Consider the following 25,995-nt stretch of genomic DNA (forward strand, 5'->3'; position numbering starts at 1 on the left):
TATTCAAATGGCCCTTTAGAAGGTTTAAATCGTAAAATAAAACAAATCAGTCGAAGCGGTTATGGCTATCGAAACTTAGCCAATTTTTTTAATCGTATTCGATTAGAATTGGCATAAAAAAAGACCCTAAATCTTTTACGATTTAGAGTCTAAAAACTCAATATCAACATCATTTGACAAAGAGCCATAAGAAAACCCCCTCGATTGGATTTACTCCAATTCGAGGGGGTCAGTGCAACCATCTTAATGGTTGGCGTTTTTTGAAATTGTATTTATTAAATATACTTTGTAACTAGATTGTTTATTAGTACAACTTAGAAAGCTAAAATTTAAGCTAAATCGACTACTGCTACTCCACGTTCGACATCGGTTGCTTCTGTCAACAAGGTTGCTTGCCATTCTGGATGGTTAGTAACCACCACGATAACATCGGTTGCTTTACGTGATGCCGCAATCGCAATCAAGTCCATTTGGGCTAACGTTTCGCCCGCTGCAACTTGTTGCCCAACCGTTACTTGAACATCAAATGGTGTCCCATTTAACTCAACCGTATTAACCCCCATGTGAACTAAAACTTCGGTCCCATCCGTCGTTTTAATGCCAATCGCGTGTTGGGTTGGGAAGATTAACGTAACTTCACCGGCAACGGGTGCCACAATTTGGCCTTCGTTGGGCACAACTGCAAACCCATCACCAAGCATTTTGCTAGCAAAGGTTTCATCCGGCACATCCGCCAATGGTTTGAGAGTTCCGTTCGCAACTGAAACCATCGTAAGCTTAGTTGCTGGTGTTGTAGCTGGTTCGCTTGGCCCATCACTAATTTCTTCAGTAGCCAATGGCATCGCTGAAACCGTTAATTCACCATTTTTAATTTTATCAATATTATCAGCAATGAATTGAACTTCTGGTCCAATCACAATTTGCATTTGATGCTCGTTTAACACATTGACCCCGGCAACCCCGTTAATTCGTTTAAGCGCATTAACATCAATCGCACTAGTATCAGTGAATTTATACCGCAAACGAGTCGTACAGTGGGCCGTTTCAGTTAACCGTTCTTTAGCAAGGTCACTTGAACCATCACCTAATGTTAACCAAATTTTTTCTGCCAATTGGGCATAACGATCAGTACTACTAATCTTTTTAGCTGGCCCATCAACAACGACGGCATCTTCATCCATCAAATCATCTTCTTCAGGATTACGACCAGGCGTCATTAAGTTAAATGTCCGAATCATGAACGTAAATGAAACGTAGTACAAGATGGCCATGAATAACCCAAGCACTAAGAGCATGTATGGTTTGTTGGCCAATGGCAAGTGATAATCAAGCACAAAATCAACCAATCCGGCACTAAAGGCAAACCCATTCGTCCAATGGAAGCTTGCCGCAATAAACATTGATAACCCAGTCAAAGCTGCGTGCACAACGTACAATGGCCATGCAACAAACATGAATGAAAATTCAAGTGGTTCTGTCACCCCAGTAAAGAATGACGCAAACGCACTCGCAAGCATTAATGAACCAACACGCTTCTTTTGACTTGGGCGAGCTTGATGGTAAATCGCTAACGCCCCGGCTGGTAACCCAAACATCATAATTGGGAAGAAACCAGCTTGGTAACGCCCGGTAATTCCCTTAACCCCGGTTCCGTGAAGGAAATTGAAAATATCATTAATGTTCGCCACGTTAAACCAAAAAACCGAATTTAACGCGTGGTGTAACCCGGTTGGAATCAACAACCGGTTGAAGAATCCGTATAACCCGGCCCCGGCTGGACCCAAGTTAACAACTAATTTACCAAAATCGACTAAGGCCGTAAAAATTGGTGGCCAGATAACGAGCATTAATAATGAAACAACTAACATTACAATTGCCGTTAAAATTGGCACTAACCGTTTCCCAGAAAAGAAAGAAATTGCTTGCGGTAACTTAACTTCACTGAAGTTATCAAACATTGCTGCCGCTACTAATCCAGCAATAATCCCAATCAAAACATTTCCTTGAATTGCACTAAAGGCGGGATTGATATGACTAACTGGCTTATCAAAAAGTAAGGCCATGTTAGCTGGTGATAACACCTGCAAGGGGATGGTCAAAGCGACAAATCCGGCTAATGCAGCCGCCCCGTCACGCTTCTTTGACATCCCCAATGCCAAACCAATAGCAAATAAATAAGGTAAAACCCCTAAGATTGCATTCCCACCTGCAATCATAAATTGGGCGACAAACCCAATCTTTAATGATGCCAACCAATTACCAACCCCAACTAAAATTGATGCTGCCGGTAAAATTGCGATTGGCAACATCAATGAACGTCCCATTTTTTGGAAATATTCCTTCATGTTGTATCTCTCCTTCTCTATACCAATAGAGAATATATTACACCGAATATCAATTAAATCAAGTTTTTTATTGCTCTATACCAATTTTAAATGCAACCAACAAACCCCATTACATCAAGTTATCCCTCTTTTTTTACATTAGCCCTCGGCCAACGTATATCCCAACTAGACCAACACCTATACCAATTATAATTGTTAACCCAGCATAGACCCACGCAACGGTCCGATGATCGTCGTGTAAACTAAGTAATTCACCCATAAAAGTTGAAAAAGTCGTAAATCCGCCGATAATGCCGGTTCCTAAAAACAATTTCAAAGCCGGTGACCACGTTAATGGTGCCAAGAGTCCTAATAAAAACGCTCCCAATAAATTAATTAGTAACGTCGTCATTGGTAATGGCCCTTTAGTAATGCGTTTACCGTAATCCATTACTAAGAAGCGTACAACACTTCCTAAAGCTGCTCCACTACCCGCAATTAAAATATTAAGCATGTTTCCCTCCCATGCGCATTCCTAATTGTGCTGCAATTAAGCCACCACCAAAACTAACTACTAAATACACCACTGCTAGGCCAAGATGGTTATTCAGGAGCAACTGATTGTTTTCTAAAATTAAGGTTGAATAGGTCGTATATGAACCGACAATCCCCGTCGTCAAACCAGTTGCAATTGCTGGCGACAAGGCCCATCGCGTACTAATTTTATAATTTAAAAAACTTAACATAAATGTCCCCGTTAAATTAATAACTAACGTGGCCCAAGGAAAAGCACTACTATGTAAGGCTAATTCGAGGGCTTCTCGTAACCCACCGCCGATAAAGCCGCCAATTAAAACTGCGATTATTTTTTTGTTCATTACAACTCCTTTAATACGTATTAATTAATCTAATTATAAATAAATGTTTGACAAATAATTACTAACTTGCTATATTTAATCACAACTTATAGACATTTCAAACGAGGAAGTTATTATGAAAACCTTTATTAACAACAATATTAATAGTTGGTGGCGTCGGTAAATTCAAGTTACATCACAGGTGTGACTTGATCAAACAGATCATTTCGCATCTGTGCCGACAACTTTTTCGTACAACGAAGGTCAGCATAGGTAGCAATTATCAAGCTAAATATGCCGGCCTTTTTTATTTACTTTATTCTAGAAACAAGTAGTGGATTAGGTGCAGGTGTATTGCGCTTAATCCACTATTTTTTTGAAAGCAGGACTTAAATTATGAAACGTTTATTTTTATCAATTGGTCTTATCCTAGCAGTTTTAGTCGGTGCCTTTTTTGGTGCTAGTCATGACAACAATCAAGCCAGTTCCCCTAAAAAAATTCCCACGGTAGGGATTTTACAATTTTTAACCCACCCCGCGTTGGATGCAATCCATAAAGGGATGGTCGCAGAACTTGCCAAAGAAGGTTATATCGATGGCAAAACGATTCATATTGATTTTCAAAACGCTCAAGGTGATCAAAGTAACCTTAAATCAATGGCGACTAAATTTGCCAATGAAAATGCCGACTTATCAGTTGGGATTGCCACACCCGCTGCGCAAGCATTAGCTAACACCGTCCCTGGCAAAGTATTGTTTGCACCATCAACTAACCCGGTGGCCGCTGGGCTAGTGACGGACCTCAAACATCCTGGTGACCATGTATCAGGGGTCTCTGATCAAGCACCCATCAAGGATCAGTTAGCATTAATCAAAAAATTCGTACCAACCTTACAAACCCTTGGGATTATTTACACTTCATCTGATATTTCAGCCACGACTGAAGCCAAGAAAATGATTAACCTTGCGACTAAGGCTGGTTTAAAAACCAAAGTTTACACAATTGCCCAATCAAATGATTTAGCACAAGTTGCCCAATCAATGGCTAACAACAAAGCTATTGATGCCGTATTTGTTCCAACTGATAATACGATTGCCAGTTCAATGCCCGTCCTTTTACAAGCCACTAACCCGGCCAAAATGCCAGTCTTTCCAACGGCAAGCACGATGGTTCAAGCGGGTGGGATTGCTGCTGATTCAATTAACCAATACCAAATCGGGGTTACAACTAGTAAGATGATTGCCAAAATCTTACGTGGCCAAGCAATTAAAGATACGCCGGTTGAATTCATGAAAAAAGGTGAATTAGTGATTAACGTTCAGGCAGCCCACAAACTAGGGATTACAATCCCGGCTGATTTATTAAAACAAGCCCAAGCGACTAAAGGAGGTATCGTTAAATGAGTATTTTAGTTTCCGCGATTGGCCAGGGATTAATCTGGGCCGTCCTAGGTTTAGGATTATTTTTAACTTTCCGTATTTTAAATTTTGCTGATATGTCCGTTGAAGGAACCTTTCCATTAGGGGCGGCCACGGCAGTCGCATTAATTCATAATGGCGTTAACCCATATTTAGCCATGTTAGCCGCGGCCGGAGCTGGAGCAGCAGCCGGTTTAATCACTGGTTTACTCTATACTAAAGGTAAGATTCCGATTTTATTAGCCGGAATTTTAACGATGACCGCCATCTTCTCGATTAACTTACGCATCCTTAATGGTGCTAATTTATCATTATTAAACCAAAAAACGATTCTCAATGGCCATTTAATGCAACAATTACCACCCTTTTTTAACACCGTTTTCGTAGGAATGATTGTCCTTGCCGTGATTATCAGCGGTTTAATCTATCTCTTACAAACCAATTTCGGCCAATCTTTTATCGCGACTGGGGATAATCCAACAATGGCACGCTCATTTGGGATTAACTCCGATTCGATGACGATTTTTGGCCTAATGCTTTCAAATGCTTTGATTGCCTTTGGTGGGGCCTTGGTTGCCCAAAACAATGGTTACGCGGATGTTAACATGGGGATTGGGATTATTGTTATCGCCTTGGCATCAATTATTATTGGGGAAGTCGCGTTCGGTGATTTATCACTTAACTTCCGCTTAATTGCCATTGCCGTTGGTTCAATTTTTTATCGGTTCGTACTACTCCTCGTCTTACAACTTGGCTTTAACCCGAATGATTTAAACTTACTTTCAGCGATTGTTTTAGCATTGGCTTTATTAACCCCAAAACTCCAAAATGTTTTCAAAATTAAAAAAGTTATCAAAGGATCGGTGGCTCGTCATGAATAAACCTTTAATTACCTTAACGGACGTTTCCACAACTGTTCAAAATAGTGCTGGGGCCCAGATTAACATTTTAAAAAAGCTCAATCTAACCATTAACGAAGGTGATTTCATTACCGTACTGGGTTCCAATGGGGCTGGTAAATCAACCCTCTTTAATGTCATTGCTGGTGGGATTACCGCTACCAATGGAACAATTAAACTACATGCGCGTGATATTACGCATGAAAGTGAACTTACCCGGACTAAATATATTAGTCGCGTCTTTCAAGATCCTAAGTTAGGTACGGCCCCACGCATGACCGTGGCTGAAAATTTATTACTGGCTTTAAACCGGCATAAAAGTTTTTCTCTCATGCCACGCCGCCTCAATAAACATTTAGCGACCTTTACGCAAATCACCAAACAAATGGGCAATGGGCTTGATCAACGGCTCCAAACAAGTGTTGGCAGTCTCTCAGGTGGTCAACGCCAAGCACTAAGCTTTTTAATGGCTACCATTCAAAAACCAGAATTATTACTCCTTGACGAACACACGGCAGCGCTTGACCCCAAAACAAGTGCCCAATTAATGCAGTTAACCGATGAAAAAGTGACCGCCAATGCGCAAACTGCTCTAATGATTACCCATAATTTGGAAGATGCCTTAACTTACGGTAACCGCTTGATTGTCCTTCACGATGGGCAAATCACCTTGGATGTAACTGGGGCCCAAAAAGCACAATTAACCAAAGATGACTTACTGAACTACTTTGCTAGTTATTAAGCAATTATTGTTGGGGCCTTACTAGTTTAGATACAAAAATGGGTTGTGCCAAAACTCTTTTCTGGTAGAAATTTACTGCCAAAACTCGCTCCAGAATTCCGATATATTCGAAATACGACAAAATCCTCTATGAAGAATTTTCTTCATAGAGGATTTTTAGTGTAGTTCTCGATATCGCCCGACTTCTGTCACAGCTCCATTTTAAAGTTCAAAGTATTTTTCGAGGAATTCAGCAACCCCATCTTCTTCATTCGTGCCCGTTACATATTTAGCGTGTTCAAAGACATCGGGCGTTGAATTTTGCATGGCAACACTAACATCACCGGCTTCCAGCATTGAAATATCATTTTCACCATTACCAAACACTAAGGTATTTTCACGCCCAATTTGGTAGTATGTTTGGACATGCTTAACCGCCGTGGCTTTGTTAACCCCTTTAGGTAATAACTCAATGTTTTCCGGAGCAGATGATGAAATATCAAGCGTATCTAAAGCACCTAAAATTTTACGGGTTAATTCAATCATTTCAGGATCACCACCAGCGACAATTCCGTTAGTAACCGCTTTGGCATCAATTTCACCAAATTCCTTAAAATATGAGATGGCCCCACGCTTCATAATTTTGGCTGCAAAACTCATCACTGATAATTGACATTTTTCGGTCACGTTATGATAAACATGGTCGGGAGTAAATAAGCGCACTGAAACTCCATTTTCGTTTACAATATTAATAACTTGTTGGACGGCTTCAACTCCTAAGTATTCGATACCTTGGTTAGGGCCCAAATCATACATCGCGCCATTTGAGTTGATTAAGTTTACTTCGCGATTAATCATGTCACGCACGAGTTCAGCATGGACCCGCATCCGGCCCGTCGCAATGTAGACAATGTGGCCTTGAGCTTGCAACTTTTCTAAAACATCTTTGGTTCTAGCTGATACTGTCTGATCATCATGGATTAGCGTACCGTCAATATCAATAAAAATTAAATGTCGTTTCATATGCTCTCCTCAATTTTGTGCCAGTTAGATTCTATTTGTTCATGTTAATTCTACCAAACCATAAACTTCCTGCAAGCGTTTTCACGGTTTTTCACACAATTATTGAATGATTTTGCAAAGGTTACTATAATGAATAGTATCGAATATTAAGAAGAGGCGTTTTCATGCAACCAATTAGAATCTTATTTAGCTCAATTTCTGGTAACACCCGTGGCTTTCTGCAAAAATTAGCTACCTATGCTACCGAGCAACAAGCGACTAACCCAACTGCCCCACTCATTGAAGCAGTTGAAATATCAGATTTAACAAATTTCGCTGACGAAACGAGTCCTTTTTTCGTATGTGTGCCAACTTATTTAAGTGGTGGTAATGGTATTGATTCTGGCGTTAAAGAATTAATGACTAATACGTTAGGTGAATATATTACTTACAATAACAATGCCCATCTTGTTCAAGGTATCATTGGTTCAGGTAATCGTAACTTCAATGAGCAATATATTTTAACTGCCCGGTGCTATGCCCACGCAACGCAAACCGAAGTCGTTGCCGATTACGAACTACGGGGAACGACGCAAGATGTTGAACGGATTTATAGCATTCTAAGCTTACTATCGCAACCCTAATAAAAAACTATATCAATCTGAAAGTAGGTACTAACAATGGCCATTATTAAACCCGAGTATATTCTCGCAATTGACCAAGGAACCACTTCATCACGCGCCAAAATTTTTAATAAAAATGGCCGTCGAGTTACCGAAACCGAGACCGAAATTACGGCAACTTATCCCCATTCTGGTTGGGTTGAACAAAATCCCCAAGACATTTGGCACAGTGTGCAAACGGTCATTGCCAGTGCCATGATTAACTCTGGGGTCCGCCCGGATGAAATTAAAGCAATTGGGATTGCCAATCAACGGGAAACCACGATTATTTGGGATAAAAACACCGGCCAACCAGTCTACAATGCCATTAGTTGGCAAAGTAACCAATCGGTCGCAATTATTGAAAAACTCCGCACAGATGGTCACGCGGACATGATTCAAGCCAAAACTGGTTTACCTTTAAGTACCGCCTTTTCAGCTTCAAAAATTCGGTGGATTCTCGATCACGTTCCAGGAGCTCAAGCACGCGCGGAAGCTGGTGAATTACTTTTTGGAACCGTCGATACTTGGCTTGTCTGGAAATTATCTGGTGGGAAAGCATTTGTGACCGATCATACCAATGCTAGTCGCACGATGCTCTTTAATATTCACACCTTAACTTGGGATGATGAACTGCTCAACCTTTTCAATATTCCAACTAGTATGCTACCCGCGATTAAAACGAGTTCTGAAGTTTATACGACCACCGAATCATATCAATTCTTTGGTGGTGAAGTACCGATTGCTGGTTTAGCGGGTGACCAACAAGCCGCCTTAATTGGTCAAATGGGTTTTGAAACAGGTTTTACTAAAAATACCTACAGTGCTGGCTCGTTTATTCTTTTAAATACTGGTGACAAACCCGTCGTATCATCTCATGATTTAGTGGCCACCGTGGCGTACTCAATGCAAGGTGAAGTTAAATACGCTCTTGAAGGGGCCATTTTTGTCGCTGGTTCAGCGATTCAATGGCTCCATGATGGGTTAAAAATGATCAATAATGAACCAGAAACCCGGACGGCAGCGGAACAATCAACTAATGATGATGAAGTTTACTTTGTCCCCGCCTTTTCTGGTTTATCGGCACCTTATTGGGATCCCCATGCACGGGGGGCGATTTTTGGTGTTACACGTGGAACAAATCGCAATGATTTCATTAAAGCGACTTTACAAGCCATTGCTTACCAAACCCGCGACGTTATTGAAACGATGCGCCAAGATACCGGTTTTGAAATCAAAACGATGCATGCCGATGGAAGTGCTTCTCGTAATCAATACTTAATGCAGTTCCAAGCTGATATTTTAGATGCAGAAGTTTTACGCGCCACCGATGAAGAAACGACGGCCCTCGGGGTTGCCTTCTTAGCTGGACTGGCCGTTGATTATTGGGAATCAGTCGAAGATATTAAAAATATGACGATTGCTGGGCGCACCTTTAAACCTAACATGGACAAGCAACGCCGTGAAAAGCTTTATCACGGTTGGCAAAATGCGGTCGCCGCGACGCAATTGTTCAAACCGAATGAGTTACCAAAAAAATAAGCGCGCAAAAGTGTGTCACTTAGTGCAATAATAACTCCTTGAAAGAACTATCCCAAGGAGGTTATTATTGCACTTTTTATTTTGTTCATATTTTATGTATAATAATTGTTAATGCTATTAGCTATTTTTAGATTACGCTTAACCGTAATCTTGCACCTGATTATTTAGAATGGAGTCTTACATGCAAACCACCCCTAAGCACAGTGCTTTTTTGTTACCTGGAATTATCTTATTGGGAGCCGTTCTACGGATTCCAATTACAAGTATTCCACCAGTTCTAAGTGAAATTGCTCATGGCCTTCATATTCCAGTCGCATCCCTTGGAATTTTAACGACCTTACCCCTATTAGCTTTTGCTATTTTTTCACCAATTGCACCTATGATTGCTCGTAAATTCGGGATTGAAGCAACCTTTATTGGCGTTTTAATATTAATGTTCATTGGTTCAATTATCCGCGTAATTTCAACCCCCTTTTTATTTATTGGTACTTTGTTAGTTGGGATTGCGATTTCACAAATGAATGTCCTACTACCAACTTTAATCGCGGCTAACTTTCCGACTAAAATCGGGGGCTACACCTCAATTTATACCTTTACCATGGGCTTAATGACAGCTTTATTTTCAGCGATTTCTGTGCCAATTGTTTTGGCGACTAACTGGCAAACGTTAATCGGGCTCTTGAGTGGCTTAGTCATCATCGATCTGTTAGTCTGGTTCCCTAATGTTCGGCACAATCACTTACTTGCGCCGAAAGGAACTGGTAAAAATTCCGTTCCTTCAGCTTGGAAAAACGTTACTGCTTGGTATTTATTAGTCTTCATGGGGCTACAATCAGCTCTGTTTTACACATCAATTTCTTGGTTGCCAACGATTGCGATTTCCCATGGTGTTAGTGGTAGTACCGCTGGTATTTTAGCCGGAGTCAACGCCTTAGTGTCACTACCGGTTTCATTTCTTGTACCCAATATTATCGCGCATGCTAGTGCACCGAAACGCCGTTTATTTGTAATCGGGGTCTCATTATTAGCAATTATTTCCTTTACAATGTTGCTCTTTGCCAATGACAGCTTTATTTTCTGGTTAGTGCTTAATGTACTTAATGGTTTAGCAACGGGAGCCCTCTTCCCATACTTGATGACGTCATTTGGTAAGAAAACGAATAATCCGGCCGAAACTGCTGAATTATCAGGCATGGCCCAAGCTGGTGGTTACTTAATCGCGGCGGTTGGTCCATTTTTATTCGGCCTTGGTTATGCAACCTTCCATAGTTGGAGCATTCAAACCATCGCTTTAATTATTGCAACTTTAATCATGATGACGTGTGCGCTACTAGTTGAACGTAAAGAAAAAGTCTTTGATTAACACGTTACCACGGTTAATTATAATTAAAAATTTGGCTAAACTAGCCCGCCTAGATTGTTTAATTTCGCATTCCGGCCGTTTTGAAATCAATTTTCATAAATTTACCGTTATTTTGAAAAAAACTTTCGAAAATTACGTAAATTTATCGCCGGCACCTCAAAATCTAGTATATAATAATGTTGAAATTGTTTATTAGACTAACATTGATTGTTAAAAGGAGATATTTATCGTGCCTAAAGAAATTACAACTTTAGTAACCTTTTTTGGTGCTACTGGTGACCTCGCAAAACGTAAATTGTTCCCATCAGTTTACAACTTGTACAAGAAAGGCTTTTTACAAGAACACTTTGCTATTTTAGGAACTTCACGGCAAGAAATGACCACTGAAGAATTCCAAACATTTGTAAGTGATTCAATCAAAGAATTCATGCATGAAGACGCGGACGCTGATTTCATCCGTCACTTTGATTATGTAAAAGGTGATATCACCGTAGCTGCTGACTATGCACCACTTAAAGCTAAGATTGAAAAGCTTGATCAAGAATTTGCATTGAAGGGTAACCGTATCTTCTACATGTCAATTGCCCCTCGTTTCTTTGGAACAGTTGCTCAATACTTAAAATCAGAAGAACTTCTTTCAACCGATGGTGAATTTAACCGTCTTATGATTGAAAAACCTTTCGGAGTTAGCTTTGAAACCGCCGAAAAATTACAAAACGAATTAAGCGATGCCTTCTCAGAAGACCAAGTTTACCGGATTGATCACTACTTAGGTAAAGAAATGGTTCAAAACATCGCCACCCTTCGTTTTGGTAACCCAATCTTTAACAATGCTTGGAACAAAGATTACATCGATAACATCCAAGTTACCCTTTCAGAAACACTTGGGGTTGAAGACCGTGCCGGTTACTACGATACTGCTGGTGCGCTCCGTGATATGATCCAAAACCACACGATGCAAGTTGTTGGTTGGTTAGCAATGGACGAACCAACTGAATGGACTGATACTGCCATCCGTGAAGCTAAAAACAAAGCCTTCAACGCACTTAAGATTTACACACCTGAAGAAGTTGCTGAAAACTTTGTTCGTGGCCAATATGGTCCCGATGCTGCTAACACGCAAAATGGCTACCTCCAAGAAAAGGATGTGCCTGCTGACTCACAAAACAACACGTATGTTGCTGGTAAGTTAGAATTTGCTACTGACCGTTGGAATGGTGTACCATTCTACATTCGTTCAGGTAAGCGTTTGGCTGCTAAAACAACTCGGATTGATGTGGTCTTCAAACAAGACGCCAACATCTTTAACAGTGCACAACCACTTGAAAAGAACGTGCTTTCAATCATTGTTGACCCTGAAGGTAAGATTGAATACTCAATCATCGCTAAGGATACAACACCTGAATTCAAGACGCGTCCAATTACGCTTGAATGGAAAGTTTCTGCTGAAGATAAAGCCCAAACACCAGAACCATACGAACGCATGATCCACGATACAATGGATGGTAACGGTTCAAACTTCGCTGACTGGAACGGGGTTGCCGTTGCTTGGAAGTTCGTTGATGCGATTCAATCAGCTTGGGATGCTACTCACCAAGAATTCCCTAACTACGTTTCAGGTTCAATGGGACCTGTTGCCGCTGACGAATTACTTGCCCGTGATGGTCACAAGTGGGTTTACGAAGGTTAATTATTAACTTTCAATCTCAATTTAAATTAAAAAAGCTAGCCGAAGGTTCGGCTAGCTTTTTTGTGCTTTCAACAATTGCATGTACTCCGTAATAATGCCTTCCCGCACACCGCTTTCTGAAAAAATAATTTTCGGTGTCGCTAACGTCATTACTAAATTTAAAATTGGGACACAACCACCTAAAATAATATCAGCCCGATTGGCATCTAAACCTGGTAAGGTTGTGCGGCCGTGTTTATCGTGGCTAAGTAATAATTCAAATAAATCGAGAGCTTGATCAGCTGTCATTTCAAAACCATGGAAGTTTTGCCCTAAAATTCCGGTAGTTTGCGCTTGTTGCATCCGTGCTAACGTCCGATTAGCCCCCCCTAGAAGGACAATTGGTAAATGGTGGGCCCCACTTAACCACGTAATTTGATTATAAATATCTTGGACATACCGATTAGCTTGAAACATTGCTTGCGCCGTTGGAGCATCATGTAAGCCGAATTTTTCCGATAAACTAACCGCCCCAAATGGCACACTAATCAAGGCGACTTTTTGCCGGTCTTTGACTAAGATCAATTCAACTGAGGCCCCACCTGTATCAACTAAGAGCGCATTTTCAATTGGCAAAGTATGTTCAACCCCTAAATAATCATAGTACGCTTCATCATCCCCTGATAACACATGGATATCAATGCCAACGGCCGCTTTAACTTGCGCTAAAAAATCCGCTTGATTTTTGGCTTGGCGGACCGCAGCGGTCGCAATCGCTTTAATCTCAACGGCCGGATATTGGTTATAAATTTGCCGGAATTTTTTAAGTGCTTTTAATACTCGGGCAACTGCGAAATCTTGTAAGATTGCTTCCTCGCCCATCCCCTCTGATAAACGGGTATCTTCTTTTACGCGTTGAATTTCAGTATATGTGCCATCTGGATTAATTTCTTCAACGACCATCCGTGTTGAATTTGAACCTAAGTCTACAATTGCTAAATATGCCATCCGCCTACCTCGTCCTTTTAATTTCACTATTCATTTTACATTAAAAAGCGATTAAATTTTAAAAAAATACAAAAAAAGTCTGTTTGAATAATTCAAACAGACTTTTTCATCATAATTATTAAAATTCACCGAAGTAGTCAACACCCATGGCATGACGAACTTCGCGCATTGTTTGGCTCGCTACTAAGTTAGCTTTCTTTGAACCTTCTTCAAGCATCTTCATCACGGCCGCTGGATCTTGGGCAAAGGCTTCCCGTCGTTCCCGAATTGGTGCTAATTTATTTTCAAGCACTTCAATGAGGTACTTTTTAATCTTCATATCACCAAGACCACCGCGTTGGTAGTGTTCTTTCAAACGGGCAACTTCGTCTTTATCATCATCAAAGATATCAAGGTACGTAAAGACCATGTTACCTTCAATGTGACCAGGATCATCAATGTTAATGTGTTCTGGATCGGTATACATTGATTTAACTTTCTTGGCAAGGGTATCTGCATCATCACTCAAGTAAATCGCATTACCTAATGACTTAGACATCTTAACCCCATCAAGTCCTGGAATCCGACCTTGACCCTTTGGTGGGAAGTAACCTTGGGGTTCAACTAAAATATCATCCCCATAAATATTGTTAAATGTCCGCACAATTTCACGTGTTTGTTCAAGCATTGGTTCTTGGTCATCCCCAACAGGCACAACTGTCGCCTTAAAGGCCGTAATATCAGCTGCTTGAGATACTGGATAAATTAAGAAACCAGCGGGAATTCCTTCACCAAAATTACGCATCTTAAGCTCAGTTTTAACCGTGGGGTTCCGTTCCAAACGCCCTAATGATACTAAATTCAAGTAGTATTCGGTCAATTCTGATAAAGCTGGAATTTGTGATTGGAGGAAAATAGTTGATTTTGCAGGATCAACCCCCACGGCTAAATAATCTAAGGCCACTTGTAAAACTGAATCGTGCACTTTCTTGGGATCACGTGCATTATCAGTCAAGGCTTGCTTATCAGCAATCATAATGTAGCTTTCATATTTACCTGAATTTTGGAGTTCCACCCGGTTACGGAGTGAACCCACATAGTGACCAATGTGCATTTTACCCGTTGGGCGATCACCAGTTAAAATAATTTGCTTGTCTGTCATGTTATTGTTGTCCTTCATCTTTTTTGCCTTGTGGCGTCCGTGCCCAAAAATCAGGCTTCGTCGTTTGCCGACTACGTGCAATTCCAAGCGCCTTGGCCGGAATATTATCAGTAATCGTTGACCCAGCTGCCGTAATGGCATGGTCACCAATTGTTACTGGTGCAATAATTTTCGTATTTGAACCAATAAAGGCGTGATCACCAATTGTTGTATGGAATTTATTAACGCCATCATAGTTAACAAAAATTGTCCCGGCACCAATATTGATATCTTCACCTAACGTGGCATCCCCCACATAAGTTAAATGACCAACTTTTGTCCCTTTACCGATAACAACTTTTTTAGTTTCGACAAAGTTACCAATGTGGACATCTTGACCAATATCACTCTTAGGGCGCAAGTGTGCAAATGGACCGCAGTTTGAACCGGCCCGCATTACTGATTCTTCAATTTGTGATGAAGTAATCGTCACGTTATCTTCAATCGTTGAATCAATCACCGTTGAACCACTTGTGATATAAACATCACTCCCAATAACGGTTTGGCCTTTAAGATAAACATTGGGTTCAATCGTTGTATCGTTACCAATTACGACATCCGCATCAATATAAGTACTTGTCGGATCAATCAACGTTACCCCATTGCGCATGTGCTTTTCATTAATGCGTTCGCGCATCGCTAGGTTAGCTGCCGCCAAGGCAACCCGGTCATTAACCCCCATACTTTCAGTAAAATCACTCATTTGGTACGCACCGACAGTATGGCCAGCGGCTTTTAAAATTTCTAAAGTGTCTGGTAAGTAGTATTCACCTTGGGCATTATCATTAGTAACTTGGGCAAGGGATGCAAATAACAATTGATTATCAAAAACAAATACCCCGGTACTAATTTCATCAACTGCTTGTTCGGCCACCGTCGCATCTTTTTGTTCGACAATTTTTGCAACATTCCCATTGGCATCGCGAATAATCCGGCCATAGCCAAATGGATCGGGAGCTTTAGAACTTAACACCGTCACCGCATTACCAGCTTTTTCATGTTCAGCATACAATTTATTAAAAGTTTCAGCGGTAAATAGTGGTGAATCCCCACTGGCAATTAAAGTTGTCCCATCATAGGTCCCTAATAACGCTTGGGCTTGTAAGACAGCATGACCAGTCCCTAACTGTTCCGCTTGTATCGCGTATTCGGTCCGTGTTCCTAGTAGTTGTTTAACAGCATCTGCTCCATGACCAATCACAGTCACAACATGATCGACATTCGTAGCTTCAATTTCAGTTAAAACGTGATCAACCATCGCTTTACCAGCAACCGGTTGCAACACTTTATATAATTTTGATTTCATCCGCGAACCCATTCCGGCCGCCAAAATGATTGCATTTCTAGTCATAACTTGTTTCCTTTAGTTTGTTTTATAATTCGGTTGTGTAGATTTCACTTTGATAGTTACCCGGTGCCACAGTAATCCCCGCACCATCAGAAGTTAATGTATCAACATGAATCAATGATGTGTATTTATCAACAACTCGTTCACTAACGCGGCCTTCGGCAAAAACAGCCGCCCCAACGACAGTTCCCTCAAATTCGCCGATTAAACTCATCATCCCTTTAATTGTACCACCAGCTTTCATAAAATCATCGACAACTAACACACGTGAGCCAGTTGGTAATGAACGCCGTGATAATTCCATTTTTTCCACACGTTTTGATGAACCCGTCAAGTAGTTTACTGACATAGTTGGTCCTTCCGTGATTTTTGAGTCATTCCGCACAATCACAAATGGGACATTTAATTCTGTAGCCACCGCTTGGGCCATTGGTACCCCTTTAGTTGCCGCTGTCATAACCGCATCAATTTCAACATTGATGTATTGTGTTGCAATCAAGCGACCAACCCGGCGTAAAATATCTGGTCGACCTAGTAAGTCAGATAAAAATACATAGCCACCTGGCAATACGCGTGTTTCATCGCTAACTTCTGTAACTAGTTCGTTGATAAATTCGTCGGCTTCACCTTGTAACATGTACGGTACAAAACGTGCCCCCCCAGCAGCGCCAGGTAAAGTTTCTAAAAGACCAATTCCACGTTCATGGAAAGCCCGCTTTAAGATGGCTAAATCTTCTGAGATTGATGATTTAGCGGAATCGTAACGTTCGGCAAAATGAGTTAGCGAAACCAATTTACGGGGCCGATTTAATAAGTAGTCTGTCATATCAACAAGGCGATCTGCACGTCTAGTTTTCATAAAATGTTCCTCACTTTTAATTTTTATCTTAACATTTTCATTTAATTAATCTACTTATACCATTATATCACGAACGTTCGGAAAAGCTATTCTTATAACTCTTTTCTGATGAATACTTTTAAATTTACTATCATCACACGTTTATTATTCGGCTTACCTAGACTAAATTCGAACTATTAACAAAATAAAAGTCAATTAAGTTCGGATTTTAGGTTGATTTAGTATTAATATGTGCTATTATATAGTTATTCATTATTCAAACCAAAACATTTTATGAGGTATAATTCAATTATGGAAAGCATTTCACGCTACTTCCGCCTTAAAGAGGAAGGCTCAACTGTCCGTCGCGAATTCATTGCTGGTTTAACAACCTTCTTCGCGATGGCCTACATCTTGTTCGTTAATCCAACTGTTCTCGGTGCTGCCGGCATGGATAAAGGGGCCATCTTTACGGCCACGGCCATCGCCTCTGCCTTTGGGACTATCATGATGGGAATTTTGGCAAATTACCCAATTGCCATTGCACCTGGTCTTGGAATGAACGCCTTTTTCGCCTACTCAGTCGTTATTGGCATGAAAATTCCTTGGCAAACTGCGATGGCCGGGGTTTTTCTTTCAGCCATTATTTTTATGGTTTTAACGTTCTTTAAGGTTCGTGAAGTCGTTATTAATGCCATCCCTCGTGATTTAAAATTAGCCATTGCGGCCGGAATTGGTTTATTCATTGCCTTTATCGGTTTACACCAAGGTGGCTTGATTGTTTCAAACCCTGCTACTATGGTGGCCCTTGGTTCATTAGCAACCCCTACTACATGGCTAACCATCTTTGGTTTAATCGTGTCATTCATTTTAGTTGTTAAACGCGTCCCTGCTTCAATCTTTATCGGGATGGTGCTTACGGCCATTCTTGGTTTAGTAACTGGTTTAATTAAAGCGCCCAGCGGCATCGTTTCATTAGCTCCAAGTTTAAAGCCAACTTTTGGTGCGGGAATTACCCACATTGGTAACATCAACTCCGTCCAATTATTAATTGTTGTCTTAACATTCCTCCTTGTTGCATTCTTTGATACGGCCGGAACATTAATTGGCTTGGCTGAACAAGCGGGCTTTATTGATGAAAAAGGTGAAATGCCTCGCGTTGGTCGCGCATTGTTTGCGGATTCTTCATCAGTTTTACTTGGTTCAATTCTTGGAACATCACCTACGTCAACTTTCATTGAATCATCAGCCGGAATTGCTGTTGGTGGTCGAACTGGTTTAACTTCTGTCTTTGTTGGGATTTTCTTCTTATTCTCAATGCTTTTCTCACCCCTTTTAAGCGTCTTTACAGTTCAAGTTACCGCACCAGCGTTAATCGTAGTTGGGGTCTTGATGGCTTCTAACTTAGCCGGTATCGAATGGACTAAACTTGAAATTGGGATCCCAGCATTCTTGATCGTTATCGGTATGCCATTGACTTACTCAATTTCTGATGGGATTGCCTTAGGAATGTTTGCCTTCCCAATCACAATGATTGCTGCTAAACGTGGTAAAGAAGTCAACCTTGTCATGTGGATATTATTTGCAGTCTTTGTCCTCTTCTTCTATGTGATGAACACTAAATAAAGCTTTTACAACACAAAAAGTTCCCGAAATTAATTATTTCAGGAACTTTTTTAGTACAATTAATTAAATTACTCTTGTCCGAGGTATTAGCAATGGCGATTTATCCTTATCAAATTTTTGCAACGGTGGCCGAAACGAAAACTTATTATCAAGCAGCTGAGCGGTTAAATATTACGCCATCTGCTGTCAGCCATGCGATTGCCCAACTAGAACATGAACTCGGTTTTCCGTTGTTCATTCGAAACCGCAACGGGAGTACCCTAACTCCGAATGCCCAACAAATTTTACCGTACGTACGTGAAGTTTTGAACGCTGAAAATCGCTTACACCAAGAAATCGATAACATCAATGGTTTAGTTCGTGGTACCTTACGCATTGGTGCCTTTAGTTCCGCGTCAGTGCAATGGTTACCCACAATTTTACAACAATTTAGACGGTCCTATCCTGAAATTACCATTCAACTCGTGCAAGGCAGTTTGAACGATATTGCCGAAAAACTCCGGCAAGGCCAATTAGATATTGGTTTCACCGCTCTACCCGTTGATGCGCAATTGGTTACCTATCCGCTTATTTTAGATACTTTATTTACCGTGGCCCCCAAAGATTTTCGGCCCCAGAATGCGCAATTTGTCACTGAACATGATTTACGGGATAAAACCTTTATTCTACAAGAATCCGATTATGATCGGGCTACTAAAGCCACCTTGGATCAATATAAAGTTACTTCTAACTCACTAACCTATACAATTGATGACCCAAGTATCATTGCCATGGTTGAATCTGGTCTTGGTTTTGGGATTTTACCAGCCTTATCACTAACGAGTTTCCCGGATTATCATGACAAAGTTAACGTGTATGCGTTTGACCAAGATGTCTTCCGGACACTTGTTGTGGCCACCCCTAAAAGCCAAGCGAGTTCCCCGGTTGTTAAAGCCATGCTCGCCCAAATTCTCACGTTTATGCTCGCTCAGTATCCCCATGATTTATTATGGTCCCACTAAGCTTACAAAAAAAGACAACGCCGGCAGTGATCTAAATCACTACTGGCGTTGTCTTTTTTAAGTTAACGTGCTTTCGCTAATGATTAATCACCAGCAGCTAAACTTTGAATTGGGTCTAAGCGTGCGGCTACGTGCGATGGTGCAGCGGCAGCTAAGAGACTAATTACGATACTAATAATCATGGCAAAAATAACATTACCAAGACTAAAGTTAACAATTGGATAATTAATCAAACTGTGAACCCCAAGATTAATAACCGTTTGCATAATATAAGCAAAGACTAATCCGAGGATGGCACTAAACGCCCCAATAAAGAACGCTTCAGCCGTGAACAAACGACTAATATCCTTTTTACGACCACCAAGTGCACGTAAAATCCCAATTTCTTTAGTCCGTTCTGAAACTGAAATATACAAGACCACGATAATCATAATCGCTGATACGAGTAATGAAATCCCGGCAATGGCCGCTAAAATATTAGCAGCAAGCGAGATGTAGGTGTTAATAGTATCAAGGATTGAACCCACACTACGGACTTCATACAACGCTTTACCATCACTACCTTTAAGCGCTTTTAAGTCTTTAGAAACTTGTTTAACATCGTTTAAGCTATCAACATCAACTGCTAAGAAATTAGCTTTGAAAGTAATTTTGTTATTCGCAAAAATTTGTTTCATGTTCGCCAATGACATTGATGAGGCCCCACCATCAAGAATTCCGGCAACTTTAATTGTCACTTCAATCGTTCGTGGTGCCGCCATGCCCGGTGGAGTTTGACCCCCAAATTGAGCACTCGCTAATTGGGCTTTAGCCGCCGCAACAGGATCAACAAAACGTAAGTTAAGAGTTTTCCCAACTAAAGCTTTGTAGTTCTTTTGAATTGCTTGAGCATCGGCTTTTGAAAGTAAAATTTGATTCCCACTTGCTTGATGACCAGCCACAATTTTTTGGTCTTTCAAAGTTGCGTTCCAAGTCATAATTTGGGTAGCGGCCTTTTTACCGTTACCGAGTTGTAAACTGGCATTAGAAAGTAAGTAAGCTAAGTTCGCTTCATCAATATGTTTAACCTTTTGTACCTTTTGTAAATCGGCATTCGTTAATTCATAGTGACTCGGATTCGTTTTAGCAGCGGCCGCCCCCGTTGGGATTGGCTTATTTAAGGTAATCGTTTTAGGATTAACTAATGATGTAATCTGTTGATTCATGTAACCTTTAATCCCATTACCTAAACCTAAAAATAGAATCACGGCAAAAATCCCAATTGAGCCACCAAAAATAATCAATAAGTTACGTTTAATGTTATAACGGACATGTTCCCATGCCATCCGGACATTGGCAAAGTATGACAATGGCCGTGAAGGAATTAATTTGGCTGTTTCTTCAGTCGTGTATTTTTCACGATTAGTCGTATCACCATCAATTTTACCATCAGCCAAATGGACAATCCGAGTACCAAAGTCAGCAACGGCTTGCGAGTGGGTAACGGCAATCACCAATTTACCGGATTTAGCAATTCCATCCAAAATTTCTAGCACTTCTTGCGTATTTTGGGCATCCAAAGCTCCGGTTGGTTCATCGGCAATAATTACTTCTGGATCACTAGCAAGCGCGCGGGCAATCGCGACCCGTTGTTTTTGCCCCCCAGAAAGTTGATTAGGGTGTTTCTTAACGTGCTCGCTCAAGCCGACTTGATCAAGTAATTCCAAAGCTCGTTTTTCTTGTTCTTTGCTACTTAACGTCGTCATTTTAAGCGAAATCAATACATTTTCTAAGACCGTTAAATGACTAATCAAGTTAAATGATTGGAAAATAAAGCCAATCGTTTGTCGGCGATATTGATCAAAGTCTTTCTCTTTGGCGCCTTTGAGCGATTGACCATTAACAATTACATCCCCTGTAAAATTATGATCTAGGCCCCCTAATATGTTCATTAGAGTAGATTTACCACCACCACTTTCACCTAGAATTGAGACAAACTCCCCCCGTTCAAAAGCTAAATCAATCCCTTTCAAGACGGGAAACTCTTCTTTACCAAGATAGTACGATTTACGAATATCTTGTAATGCTAAAAATGCCATGCCTTATGCTCCTCTCCTATAGCTTGTTAAGTATGTCATAGCTCTATTATACTTTAAAAATATCAAATCATTGTTTATTTTACCTATTAGGTATTAATAATGCCACTTTTAATTATGCCTACTTACTAAAAATAACTAATTTTATTGACTTTTAATAACTTTATGGGATATCATAGAATTTGCTTTTATTGTTTAACCAAACCATACTATACTTTATAGAGGAGATTTTAAGATGCATTTTCGTTTTAAGAAATTATTATTACTTGCTGCTGTTGTTGTCACTGGAGTCACGTTAGCGGCTTGTGGTAACCAACAAGCGGCCAACAACAAGGACCACACTATCCAAAGTGGGAAACTTACCATTGGGCTTGAGGGAACATATGCACCTTACAGCTACCATAAAGATGGTAAGTTAACTGGTTTTGAAGTTGAATTATCACGTGATTTAGCTAAAGAACTTGGTCTTAAGCCCGTCTTTGTGCAATCAAAATGGGATTCATTAATTGCTGGACTCGATGCACACAAATATGATGCCGTCTTCAATAACGTAACGGTTTCTGCCCAACGTGCCAAAAGTTACGCCTATACGGTGCCATACTTGTACAGCAAGTCAGTATTAATCGTTAAAAAGGGTTCAAGCATTAAAAATGCTGGTGATATTAAAGGCCTTAAGATTGCTGGTGACTTGACGACTGAAAATGGTCGGGCTGCGCAAAAGCTTGGTGCTTCCGTAGTTGCGGTACCTGGTTTCTCAGAAGCAATTTCATTAATTGAATCTGGTCAAGCTAAAGGAGCATTTAACTCACGTGAAGCTTTCTACGGCTTCAAGCAAGCTAATCCAAATACTGATTTAACGACGCTTGATGCAAGTAAAGAAATCCCAACTGAAACTGTTGCTGGGGTCCTTAGCAAAAATAATCCTGAATTAAAAGCTAAGTTAGACAAAGCTCTTAAAAAACTTGAAGCTAATGGTACTGTACGTAAGCTTTCACTCCAATTCTTTGGGACTGATGTAACGAAAAAATAATAATACTCAAATGCTTACAATGACCATTCACTGTAAGCATTTTTCCATATAATCCCATATTCAACTCTGAAAGGATCACCTATGTTACTTGAAATTTTTAAAGATCATTTTTTTCAATTTTTGATTATTGGTCTTAAAACAACTGTTCCTTTGGCAATTATTACGTTTATTTTGAGCTTAATTGTCGGTACTTTATCCGCCTTCATTAGTTTAGCCGATGTCAAACGTTTAACACCAATGTGGTTTATCCAACAAATTAATCGCTTCTATATTTGGCTTTTTCGCAGCACGCCCATGTTGCTCCAACTATACATTATTTTCTATGGAATTCCCAAAGCCTTTCCAAGTCTCAGTTTAGGCGTGTGGCCTGCTGCCATTATTGGGTTTACCCTCAATACGGGAGCCTATACATCTGAAACAATTCGTGGTGCCATTGGTGGGGTGCCTAAGGGTCAATTTGAAGCAGCCCGTTCACTAGGGATGGGGACCAAAACAACGTTCTTATACGTTATCTTGCCCCAAGCCTTCCGCATTGCCGTGCCACCTTTGAGTAACTCATTTATTGCCCTTGTTAAAGATACTTCATTGGCCTCAACGATTTCATTAATTGAAATTATGCAAGTTGCACAAGAAACCGCGGCCACAAACTTCCAAATTTTGGATACGTATATTGTGGCGGCGGTCGTGTATGCCCTCTTCTCAACCATCCTTTCTAAAGGCCAAAAAATTATGGAAACTAAGTTCCAATCATATGAATTGGCACATTAAGCATGTGCTTGGTGATTGTAAAGTTTACTTATTAATTAATAGCATTTATGTATTTTAAGCCTTATTAATGCTAAGATATGAGTATTAAATGAAGAATCGAGGTTATTTTTAATGACACTTACGGATACATTTACGCTTGCAAACGATGTTAAAATTCCCGTTGTTGGGTTTGGTACATGGCAAACTCCTGATGGGGATGTGGCTTATCAAGCAACTTTAGACGCTTTAAACGCTGGTTACCGTCATATTGATACGGCGGCCTTTTATGGTAATGAAGAATCTGTTGGCCGGGCAATTGCTGATTCAGGCATTGCCCGCAACGAATTATTTGTTACCACTAAGCTTTGGAATGCTGATCATGGTTATGCCCAAGCTCAAGCTGCTTTGGCATTATCATTGCAAAAGTTAGGTTTAGACTATGTTGATTTATACTTGATTCACTGGCCAAATCCCGTTGCGTTCCGTAACGAATGGCAACAACGTAATGCTGATACTTGGCGCGCCATGGAAGAAGCCTACAATGATGGGAAAGCTCGGGCCATTGGGGTTTCAAACTTCCAAGTTCATCACTTAGAAGAACTTTTCAAAACTGCAACTATCAAACCAATGGTTAACCAATTATTCTTAAACCCTTCAGATACTGAAGATGAAGTTGTTGCTTTTGATAATGCCCACAACATCTTAAACGAAGCGTACTCACCACTTGGAACTGGGGCTATTTTTGACTTACCAGAAGTTCAAGCCGTGGCTGATCGGTTAAACAAAACGGTCGCCCAAGTGGTCCTTCGTTGGAGTTTGGATAAAGGGTTCTTACCCCTTCCAAAGTCAACCCACACTGAACGGATTATTGAAAACGGTCAACTCTTTGACTTTGAACTTAGCGCTGAAGATACTGCCGTTATTGACGGTCTACACGGTAAGTTTGGCTTCCACAAAGAAGCTGATCAAGTTGAATTTTAACAATAAAAAAAGCGTCTTGGACGCTTTTTTTATTGCTAAAATAGATTTCTTGTAAATCATTCGCTAAGCTAGGCGAAATCGCGTTATACTAAACAAGTAACTTATTTGCCTTTTGGCGTAGCTGTTCTTAATTGAACTTTGTATCTCTAATGAGGAGTTTTTATGGCTTATTCTAACAACAATAATAATAAACGACCCGCGCGTCCTAGCCGGCCACCGTTTAAACGTCGCCCCCAGCAACCAACCCAACCGGCTGTTGAACCAACCGTTGAAATTGGTCAACGCTTCCCCTTAACAATTAAACGTTTAGGGATTAACGGTGAAGGAATCGGTTATTACAAACGTAAGATTACTTTTGTTCCCGGTGCTTTACCCGATGAAGTGGTGATTGCTGAAGTTACTGATATTGAACCCCACTATCTCGTGGCTAAAATTCACAAAGTCCGTGAATTTTCACCTAACCGCGTAACCCCACGTGACCAATACGCGGGCTTAGTCGGTGGTTTTGATCTTGAACACATGGATTATCAAGCGCAACTTGATTATAAAGTTGACGTTATTGAGCAAGCTTTAGAAAAGTTCAAGCCGCGTGGTTTTAACAAATTCAAACTTTTGCCAACCATCGGGATGAACAACCCTTATCACTACCGTAATAAAGCCCAATTCCCGGTTCGGATGATTGATGACCGGATTGCTGTTGGGATGTTTAAAATTGGTACGCATGATCTAGTTGATTTACCCGATGTTGCTACCCAACACCCCGCTACGATGAAGGTTATGCGTGGGATTCGTTCGATATTGGAAACTTTAAGTATTCCAATATATGATGAACGGGCTGATTCAGGAATTCTTAAGTCAATCATCGTCCGGGTATCAGAATATTCTGGTGAAGTCCAAGTTACTTTTGTGACGATTTCAAAGAAATTCCCACAACTTCGGGCCTTGCTAACGGCAATTCACGAAAAATTACCGCAAGTTACCTCAATTAATCAAAATATTAATCCTGAGAAAACTTCATTAATTTGGGGCCCCGAAACGGTCCACTTAGATGGTAAAAAATACATCACTGAACAAATTAATGGTAAGTTTTTCGAGCTTTCACCGCGCGCGTTCTTACAACTTAATCCAAAACAAACGGCCCGCCTTTACCGCGAAGCCCTTGATGCCCTTGATTTAACATCTGCTGATCGCCTAGTCGATGCCTATTCTGGTATCGGGACCCTTGGGATTGCGATTGCTGATAAAGTTGGTGAAGTGCGCGGGATGGATACGGTCCCCGAAGCGATTGCCGATGCCAACCGGAATACTAAGCTAAATGGTATTACTAACGCGGAATACTTTGTCGGTGAAGCCGAATACCTCATTCCTAACTGGGTTGCTGACGGTTGGATTCCGGATGCTATTATCGTCGATCCACCACGAACTGGTTTAGATGAACAATTACGGACGACCATTTTAGATGTTAAACCGAAAAAATTTGTCTACATTTCATGTAATCCATCAACATTGGCTCGTGACTTAGTTGACCTAGTTAAGGTCTACAATGTGGAATACATTCAATCAATTGATATGTTCCCACAAACGGCACGGGTTGAAGCAATTGTTAAATTTACTCGTAAAGACTAATTTAACAACAAAAACAAGCTATACTATTAAAGGCACATGATATACGTATTTTATCGTGTACCCTTTACTTAAACGAC

General features: G+C 40.6%; 23 protein-coding genes. 14 read left to right on the forward strand and 9 right to left on the reverse strand.

Translation table 11 applies throughout. The features are described 5' to 3' along the window. A partial coding sequence (locus LQZ76_RS05715) for a transposase (RefSeq protein WP_230098843.1) occupies positions 1-117 on the forward strand: 117 nt, incomplete at its 5' end. A gap of 212 nt (positions 118-329) precedes the next feature. Here LQZ76_RS05715 and nagE read toward each other — a convergent pair. From nagE to LQZ76_RS05730, 3 genes are all read right to left on the reverse strand, one after another. Then, positions 330-2,345: an N-acetylglucosamine-specific PTS transporter subunit IIBC gene (nagE, locus tag LQZ76_RS05720; protein ID WP_230098795.1), complete on the reverse strand. Its 2,016-nt coding sequence runs from the start codon at positions 2,343-2,345 to the stop codon at positions 330-332. Between the two features lie 133 nt (positions 2,346-2,478). Then, complete coding sequence (locus LQZ76_RS05725; RefSeq protein WP_230098796.1) at positions 2,479-2,838, reverse strand: fluoride efflux transporter FluC; 360 nt, start codon at positions 2,836-2,838, stop codon at positions 2,479-2,481. Next, complete coding sequence (locus LQZ76_RS05730) at positions 2,831-3,202, reverse strand: fluoride efflux transporter FluC (protein ID WP_230098797.1); 372 nt, start codon at positions 3,200-3,202, stop codon at positions 2,831-2,833. Before LQZ76_RS05730 ends, LQZ76_RS05725 begins: the two co-directional genes overlap by 8 nt. A 375-nt stretch (positions 3,203-3,577) precedes the next feature. Here LQZ76_RS05730 and trpX point away from each other — a divergent pair, with 375 nt between their 5' ends. From trpX to LQZ76_RS05745, 3 genes are read left to right on the forward strand one after another with little or no spacing between them, the layout of a single operon-like run. Further along, positions 3,578-4,585 (forward strand): tryptophan ABC transporter substrate-binding protein, encoded by a 1,008-nt coding sequence (gene trpX / locus LQZ76_RS05735; protein ID WP_230098798.1) that lies wholly within the window; start codon positions 3,578-3,580, stop codon positions 4,583-4,585. Next, positions 4,582-5,481, forward strand: a complete 900-nt coding sequence (locus LQZ76_RS05740; protein ID WP_230098799.1) for an ABC transporter permease — start codon at positions 4,582-4,584, stop codon at positions 5,479-5,481. Before trpX ends, LQZ76_RS05740 begins: the two co-directional genes overlap by 4 nt. Further along, on the forward strand, positions 5,474-6,241 hold the full coding sequence (locus LQZ76_RS05745; protein ID WP_230098800.1) for an ABC transporter ATP-binding protein: 768 nt from the start codon (positions 5,474-5,476) through the stop codon (positions 6,239-6,241). Before LQZ76_RS05740 ends, LQZ76_RS05745 begins: the two co-directional genes overlap by 8 nt. A gap of 201 nt (positions 6,242-6,442) precedes the next feature. Here LQZ76_RS05745 and LQZ76_RS05750 read toward each other — a convergent pair whose 3' ends face one another. After that, positions 6,443-7,243 carry an HAD family hydrolase gene (locus LQZ76_RS05750; RefSeq protein ID WP_230098801.1) on the reverse strand — a complete coding sequence of 267 codons (801 nt, stop codon included), beginning with the start codon at positions 7,241-7,243 and terminating at the stop codon, positions 6,443-6,445. A gap of 164 nt (positions 7,244-7,407) precedes the next feature. Between LQZ76_RS05750 and LQZ76_RS05755 the strand changes: the two genes are divergently transcribed. The 4 genes from LQZ76_RS05755 (at position 7,408) to zwf (ending at position 12,479) form a co-directional block, all read left to right on the forward strand. Further along, on the forward strand, positions 7,408-7,866 hold the full coding sequence (locus LQZ76_RS05755; RefSeq protein WP_230098802.1) for a class Ib ribonucleoside-diphosphate reductase assembly flavoprotein NrdI: 459 nt from the start codon (positions 7,408-7,410) through the stop codon (positions 7,864-7,866). A 42-nt stretch (positions 7,867-7,908) separates the two neighbouring features. Then, on the forward strand, positions 7,909-9,426 hold the full coding sequence (gene glpK / locus LQZ76_RS05760) for a glycerol kinase GlpK (protein ID WP_290368170.1): 1,518 nt from the start codon (positions 7,909-7,911) through the stop codon (positions 9,424-9,426). A 181-nt stretch (positions 9,427-9,607) separates the two neighbouring features. Beyond that, the gene (locus tag LQZ76_RS05765) at positions 9,608-10,789 is read left to right on the forward strand and encodes a CynX/NimT family MFS transporter (RefSeq protein WP_230098804.1); all 1,182 of its coding nucleotides are present in this window, start codon (positions 9,608-9,610) and stop codon (positions 10,787-10,789) included. A gap of 229 nt (positions 10,790-11,018) precedes the next feature. Continuing rightward, positions 11,019-12,479: a glucose-6-phosphate dehydrogenase gene (gene zwf, locus LQZ76_RS05770; protein WP_230098805.1), complete on the forward strand. Its 1,461-nt coding sequence runs from the start codon at positions 11,019-11,021 to the stop codon at positions 12,477-12,479. A 51-nt stretch (positions 12,480-12,530) separates the two neighbouring features. Here zwf and LQZ76_RS05775 read toward each other — a convergent pair whose 3' ends face one another. From LQZ76_RS05775 to purR, 4 genes are all read right to left on the reverse strand, one after another. Continuing rightward, a complete protein-coding gene (locus LQZ76_RS05775; RefSeq protein WP_230098806.1) occupies positions 12,531-13,466 on the reverse strand; it encodes a Ppx/GppA family phosphatase in 936 nt (311 codons plus the stop codon). Between the two features lie 118 nt (positions 13,467-13,584). Further along, positions 13,585-14,607 carry a tryptophan--tRNA ligase gene (gene trpS / locus LQZ76_RS05780; RefSeq protein ID WP_230098807.1) on the reverse strand — a complete coding sequence of 341 codons (1,023 nt, stop codon included), beginning with the start codon at positions 14,605-14,607 and terminating at the stop codon, positions 13,585-13,587. A gap of 1 nt (position 14,608) precedes the next feature. Further along, positions 14,609-15,997: a bifunctional UDP-N-acetylglucosamine diphosphorylase/glucosamine-1-phosphate N-acetyltransferase GlmU gene (gene glmU / locus LQZ76_RS05785; protein WP_230098808.1), complete on the reverse strand. Its 1,389-nt coding sequence runs from the start codon at positions 15,995-15,997 to the stop codon at positions 14,609-14,611. Positions 15,998-16,019: 22 nt separating this feature from the next. Then, positions 16,020-16,853 (reverse strand): pur operon repressor, encoded by an 834-nt coding sequence (purR, locus tag LQZ76_RS05790; RefSeq protein ID WP_230098809.1) that lies wholly within the window; start codon positions 16,851-16,853, stop codon positions 16,020-16,022. A gap of 291 nt (positions 16,854-17,144) precedes the next feature. Here purR and LQZ76_RS05795 point away from each other — a divergent pair, with 291 nt between their 5' ends. Both LQZ76_RS05795 and LQZ76_RS05800 read left to right on the forward strand, forming a co-directional pair. Then, complete coding sequence (locus LQZ76_RS05795) at positions 17,145-18,458, forward strand: NCS2 family permease (RefSeq protein ID WP_230098810.1); 1,314 nt, start codon at positions 17,145-17,147, stop codon at positions 18,456-18,458. A gap of 92 nt (positions 18,459-18,550) precedes the next feature. Next, on the forward strand, positions 18,551-19,459 hold the full coding sequence (locus LQZ76_RS05800) for a LysR family transcriptional regulator (protein ID WP_230098811.1): 909 nt from the start codon (positions 18,551-18,553) through the stop codon (positions 19,457-19,459). 83 nt (positions 19,460-19,542) lie between these two features. On the opposite strand, the gene LQZ76_RS05805 is transcribed toward LQZ76_RS05800, so the two are convergent. Further along, the gene (locus tag LQZ76_RS05805; protein ID WP_230098812.1) at positions 19,543-21,537 is read right to left on the reverse strand and encodes an ABC transporter ATP-binding protein/permease; all 1,995 of its coding nucleotides are present in this window, start codon (positions 21,535-21,537) and stop codon (positions 19,543-19,545) included. Between the two features lie 232 nt (positions 21,538-21,769). Here LQZ76_RS05805 and LQZ76_RS05810 point away from each other — a divergent pair, with 232 nt between their 5' ends. The 4 genes from LQZ76_RS05810 (at position 21,770) to rlmD (ending at position 25,918) form a co-directional block, all read left to right on the forward strand. Beyond that, positions 21,770-22,564: a transporter substrate-binding domain-containing protein gene (locus tag LQZ76_RS05810; RefSeq protein WP_230098813.1), complete on the forward strand. Its 795-nt coding sequence runs from the start codon at positions 21,770-21,772 to the stop codon at positions 22,562-22,564. Between the two features lie 81 nt (positions 22,565-22,645). Continuing rightward, the gene (locus tag LQZ76_RS05815) at positions 22,646-23,332 is read left to right on the forward strand and encodes an amino acid ABC transporter permease (RefSeq protein WP_230098814.1); all 687 of its coding nucleotides are present in this window, start codon (positions 22,646-22,648) and stop codon (positions 23,330-23,332) included. A 111-nt stretch (positions 23,333-23,443) separates the two neighbouring features. Continuing rightward, positions 23,444-24,292 carry an aldo/keto reductase gene (locus tag LQZ76_RS05820; protein ID WP_230098815.1) on the forward strand — a complete coding sequence of 283 codons (849 nt, stop codon included), beginning with the start codon at positions 23,444-23,446 and terminating at the stop codon, positions 24,290-24,292. Between the two features lie 162 nt (positions 24,293-24,454). Beyond that, positions 24,455-25,918: a 23S rRNA (uracil(1939)-C(5))-methyltransferase RlmD gene (gene rlmD / locus LQZ76_RS05825; protein WP_230098816.1), complete on the forward strand. Its 1,464-nt coding sequence runs from the start codon at positions 24,455-24,457 to the stop codon at positions 25,916-25,918. Positions 25,919-25,995 lie beyond the last annotated feature (77 nt).

The organism is Periweissella ghanensis (assembly GCF_918814755.1).
Lineage (GTDB): Bacteria > Bacillota > Bacilli > Lactobacillales > Lactobacillaceae > Periweissella > Periweissella ghanensis.

Coding starts and splice junctions, on each gene's coding strand:
- LQZ76_RS05810 (WP_230098813.1), top strand. CDS start 21,770: ATGCATTTTCGTTTTAAGAAATTATTATTACTTGCTGCTGTTGTTGTC.
- LQZ76_RS05730 (WP_230098797.1), bottom strand. CDS start 3,202: ATGAACAAAAAAATAATCGCAGTTTTAATTGGCGGCTTTATCGGCGGT.
- trpX (WP_230098798.1), top strand. CDS start 3,578: ATGAAACGTTTATTTTTATCAATTGGTCTTATCCTAGCAGTTTTAGTC.
- nagE (WP_230098795.1), bottom strand. CDS start 2,345: ATGAAGGAATATTTCCAAAAAATGGGACGTTCATTGATGTTGCCAATC.
- LQZ76_RS05805 (WP_230098812.1), bottom strand. CDS start 21,537: ATGGCATTTTTAGCATTACAAGATATTCGTAAATCGTACTATCTTGGT.
- LQZ76_RS05775 (WP_230098806.1), bottom strand. CDS start 13,466: ATGGCATATTTAGCAATTGTAGACTTAGGTTCAAATTCAACACGGATG.
- LQZ76_RS05800 (WP_230098811.1), top strand. CDS start 18,551: ATGGCGATTTATCCTTATCAAATTTTTGCAACGGTGGCCGAAACGAAA.
- LQZ76_RS05745 (WP_230098800.1), top strand. CDS start 5,474: ATGAATAAACCTTTAATTACCTTAACGGACGTTTCCACAACTGTTCAA.
- LQZ76_RS05795 (WP_230098810.1), top strand. CDS start 17,145: ATGGAAAGCATTTCACGCTACTTCCGCCTTAAAGAGGAAGGCTCAACT.
- LQZ76_RS05750 (WP_230098801.1), bottom strand. CDS start 7,243: ATGAAACGACATTTAATTTTTATTGATATTGACGGTACGCTAATCCAT.
- LQZ76_RS05725 (WP_230098796.1), bottom strand. CDS start 2,838: ATGCTTAATATTTTAATTGCGGGTAGTGGAGCAGCTTTAGGAAGTGTT.
- LQZ76_RS05755 (WP_230098802.1), top strand. CDS start 7,408: ATGCAACCAATTAGAATCTTATTTAGCTCAATTTCTGGTAACACCCGT.
- trpS (WP_230098807.1), bottom strand. CDS start 14,607: ATGACAGACAAGCAAATTATTTTAACTGGTGATCGCCCAACGGGTAAA.
- rlmD (WP_230098816.1), top strand. CDS start 24,455: ATGGCTTATTCTAACAACAATAATAATAAACGACCCGCGCGTCCTAGC.
- LQZ76_RS05765 (WP_230098804.1), top strand. CDS start 9,608: ATGCAAACCACCCCTAAGCACAGTGCTTTTTTGTTACCTGGAATTATC.
- LQZ76_RS05740 (WP_230098799.1), top strand. CDS start 4,582: ATGAGTATTTTAGTTTCCGCGATTGGCCAGGGATTAATCTGGGCCGTC.
- glmU (WP_230098808.1), bottom strand. CDS start 15,997: ATGACTAGAAATGCAATCATTTTGGCGGCCGGAATGGGTTCGCGGATG.
- purR (WP_230098809.1), bottom strand. CDS start 16,853: ATGAAAACTAGACGTGCAGATCGCCTTGTTGATATGACAGACTACTTA.
- LQZ76_RS05820 (WP_230098815.1), top strand. CDS start 23,444: ATGACACTTACGGATACATTTACGCTTGCAAACGATGTTAAAATTCCC.
- LQZ76_RS05815 (WP_230098814.1), top strand. CDS start 22,646: ATGTTACTTGAAATTTTTAAAGATCATTTTTTTCAATTTTTGATTATT.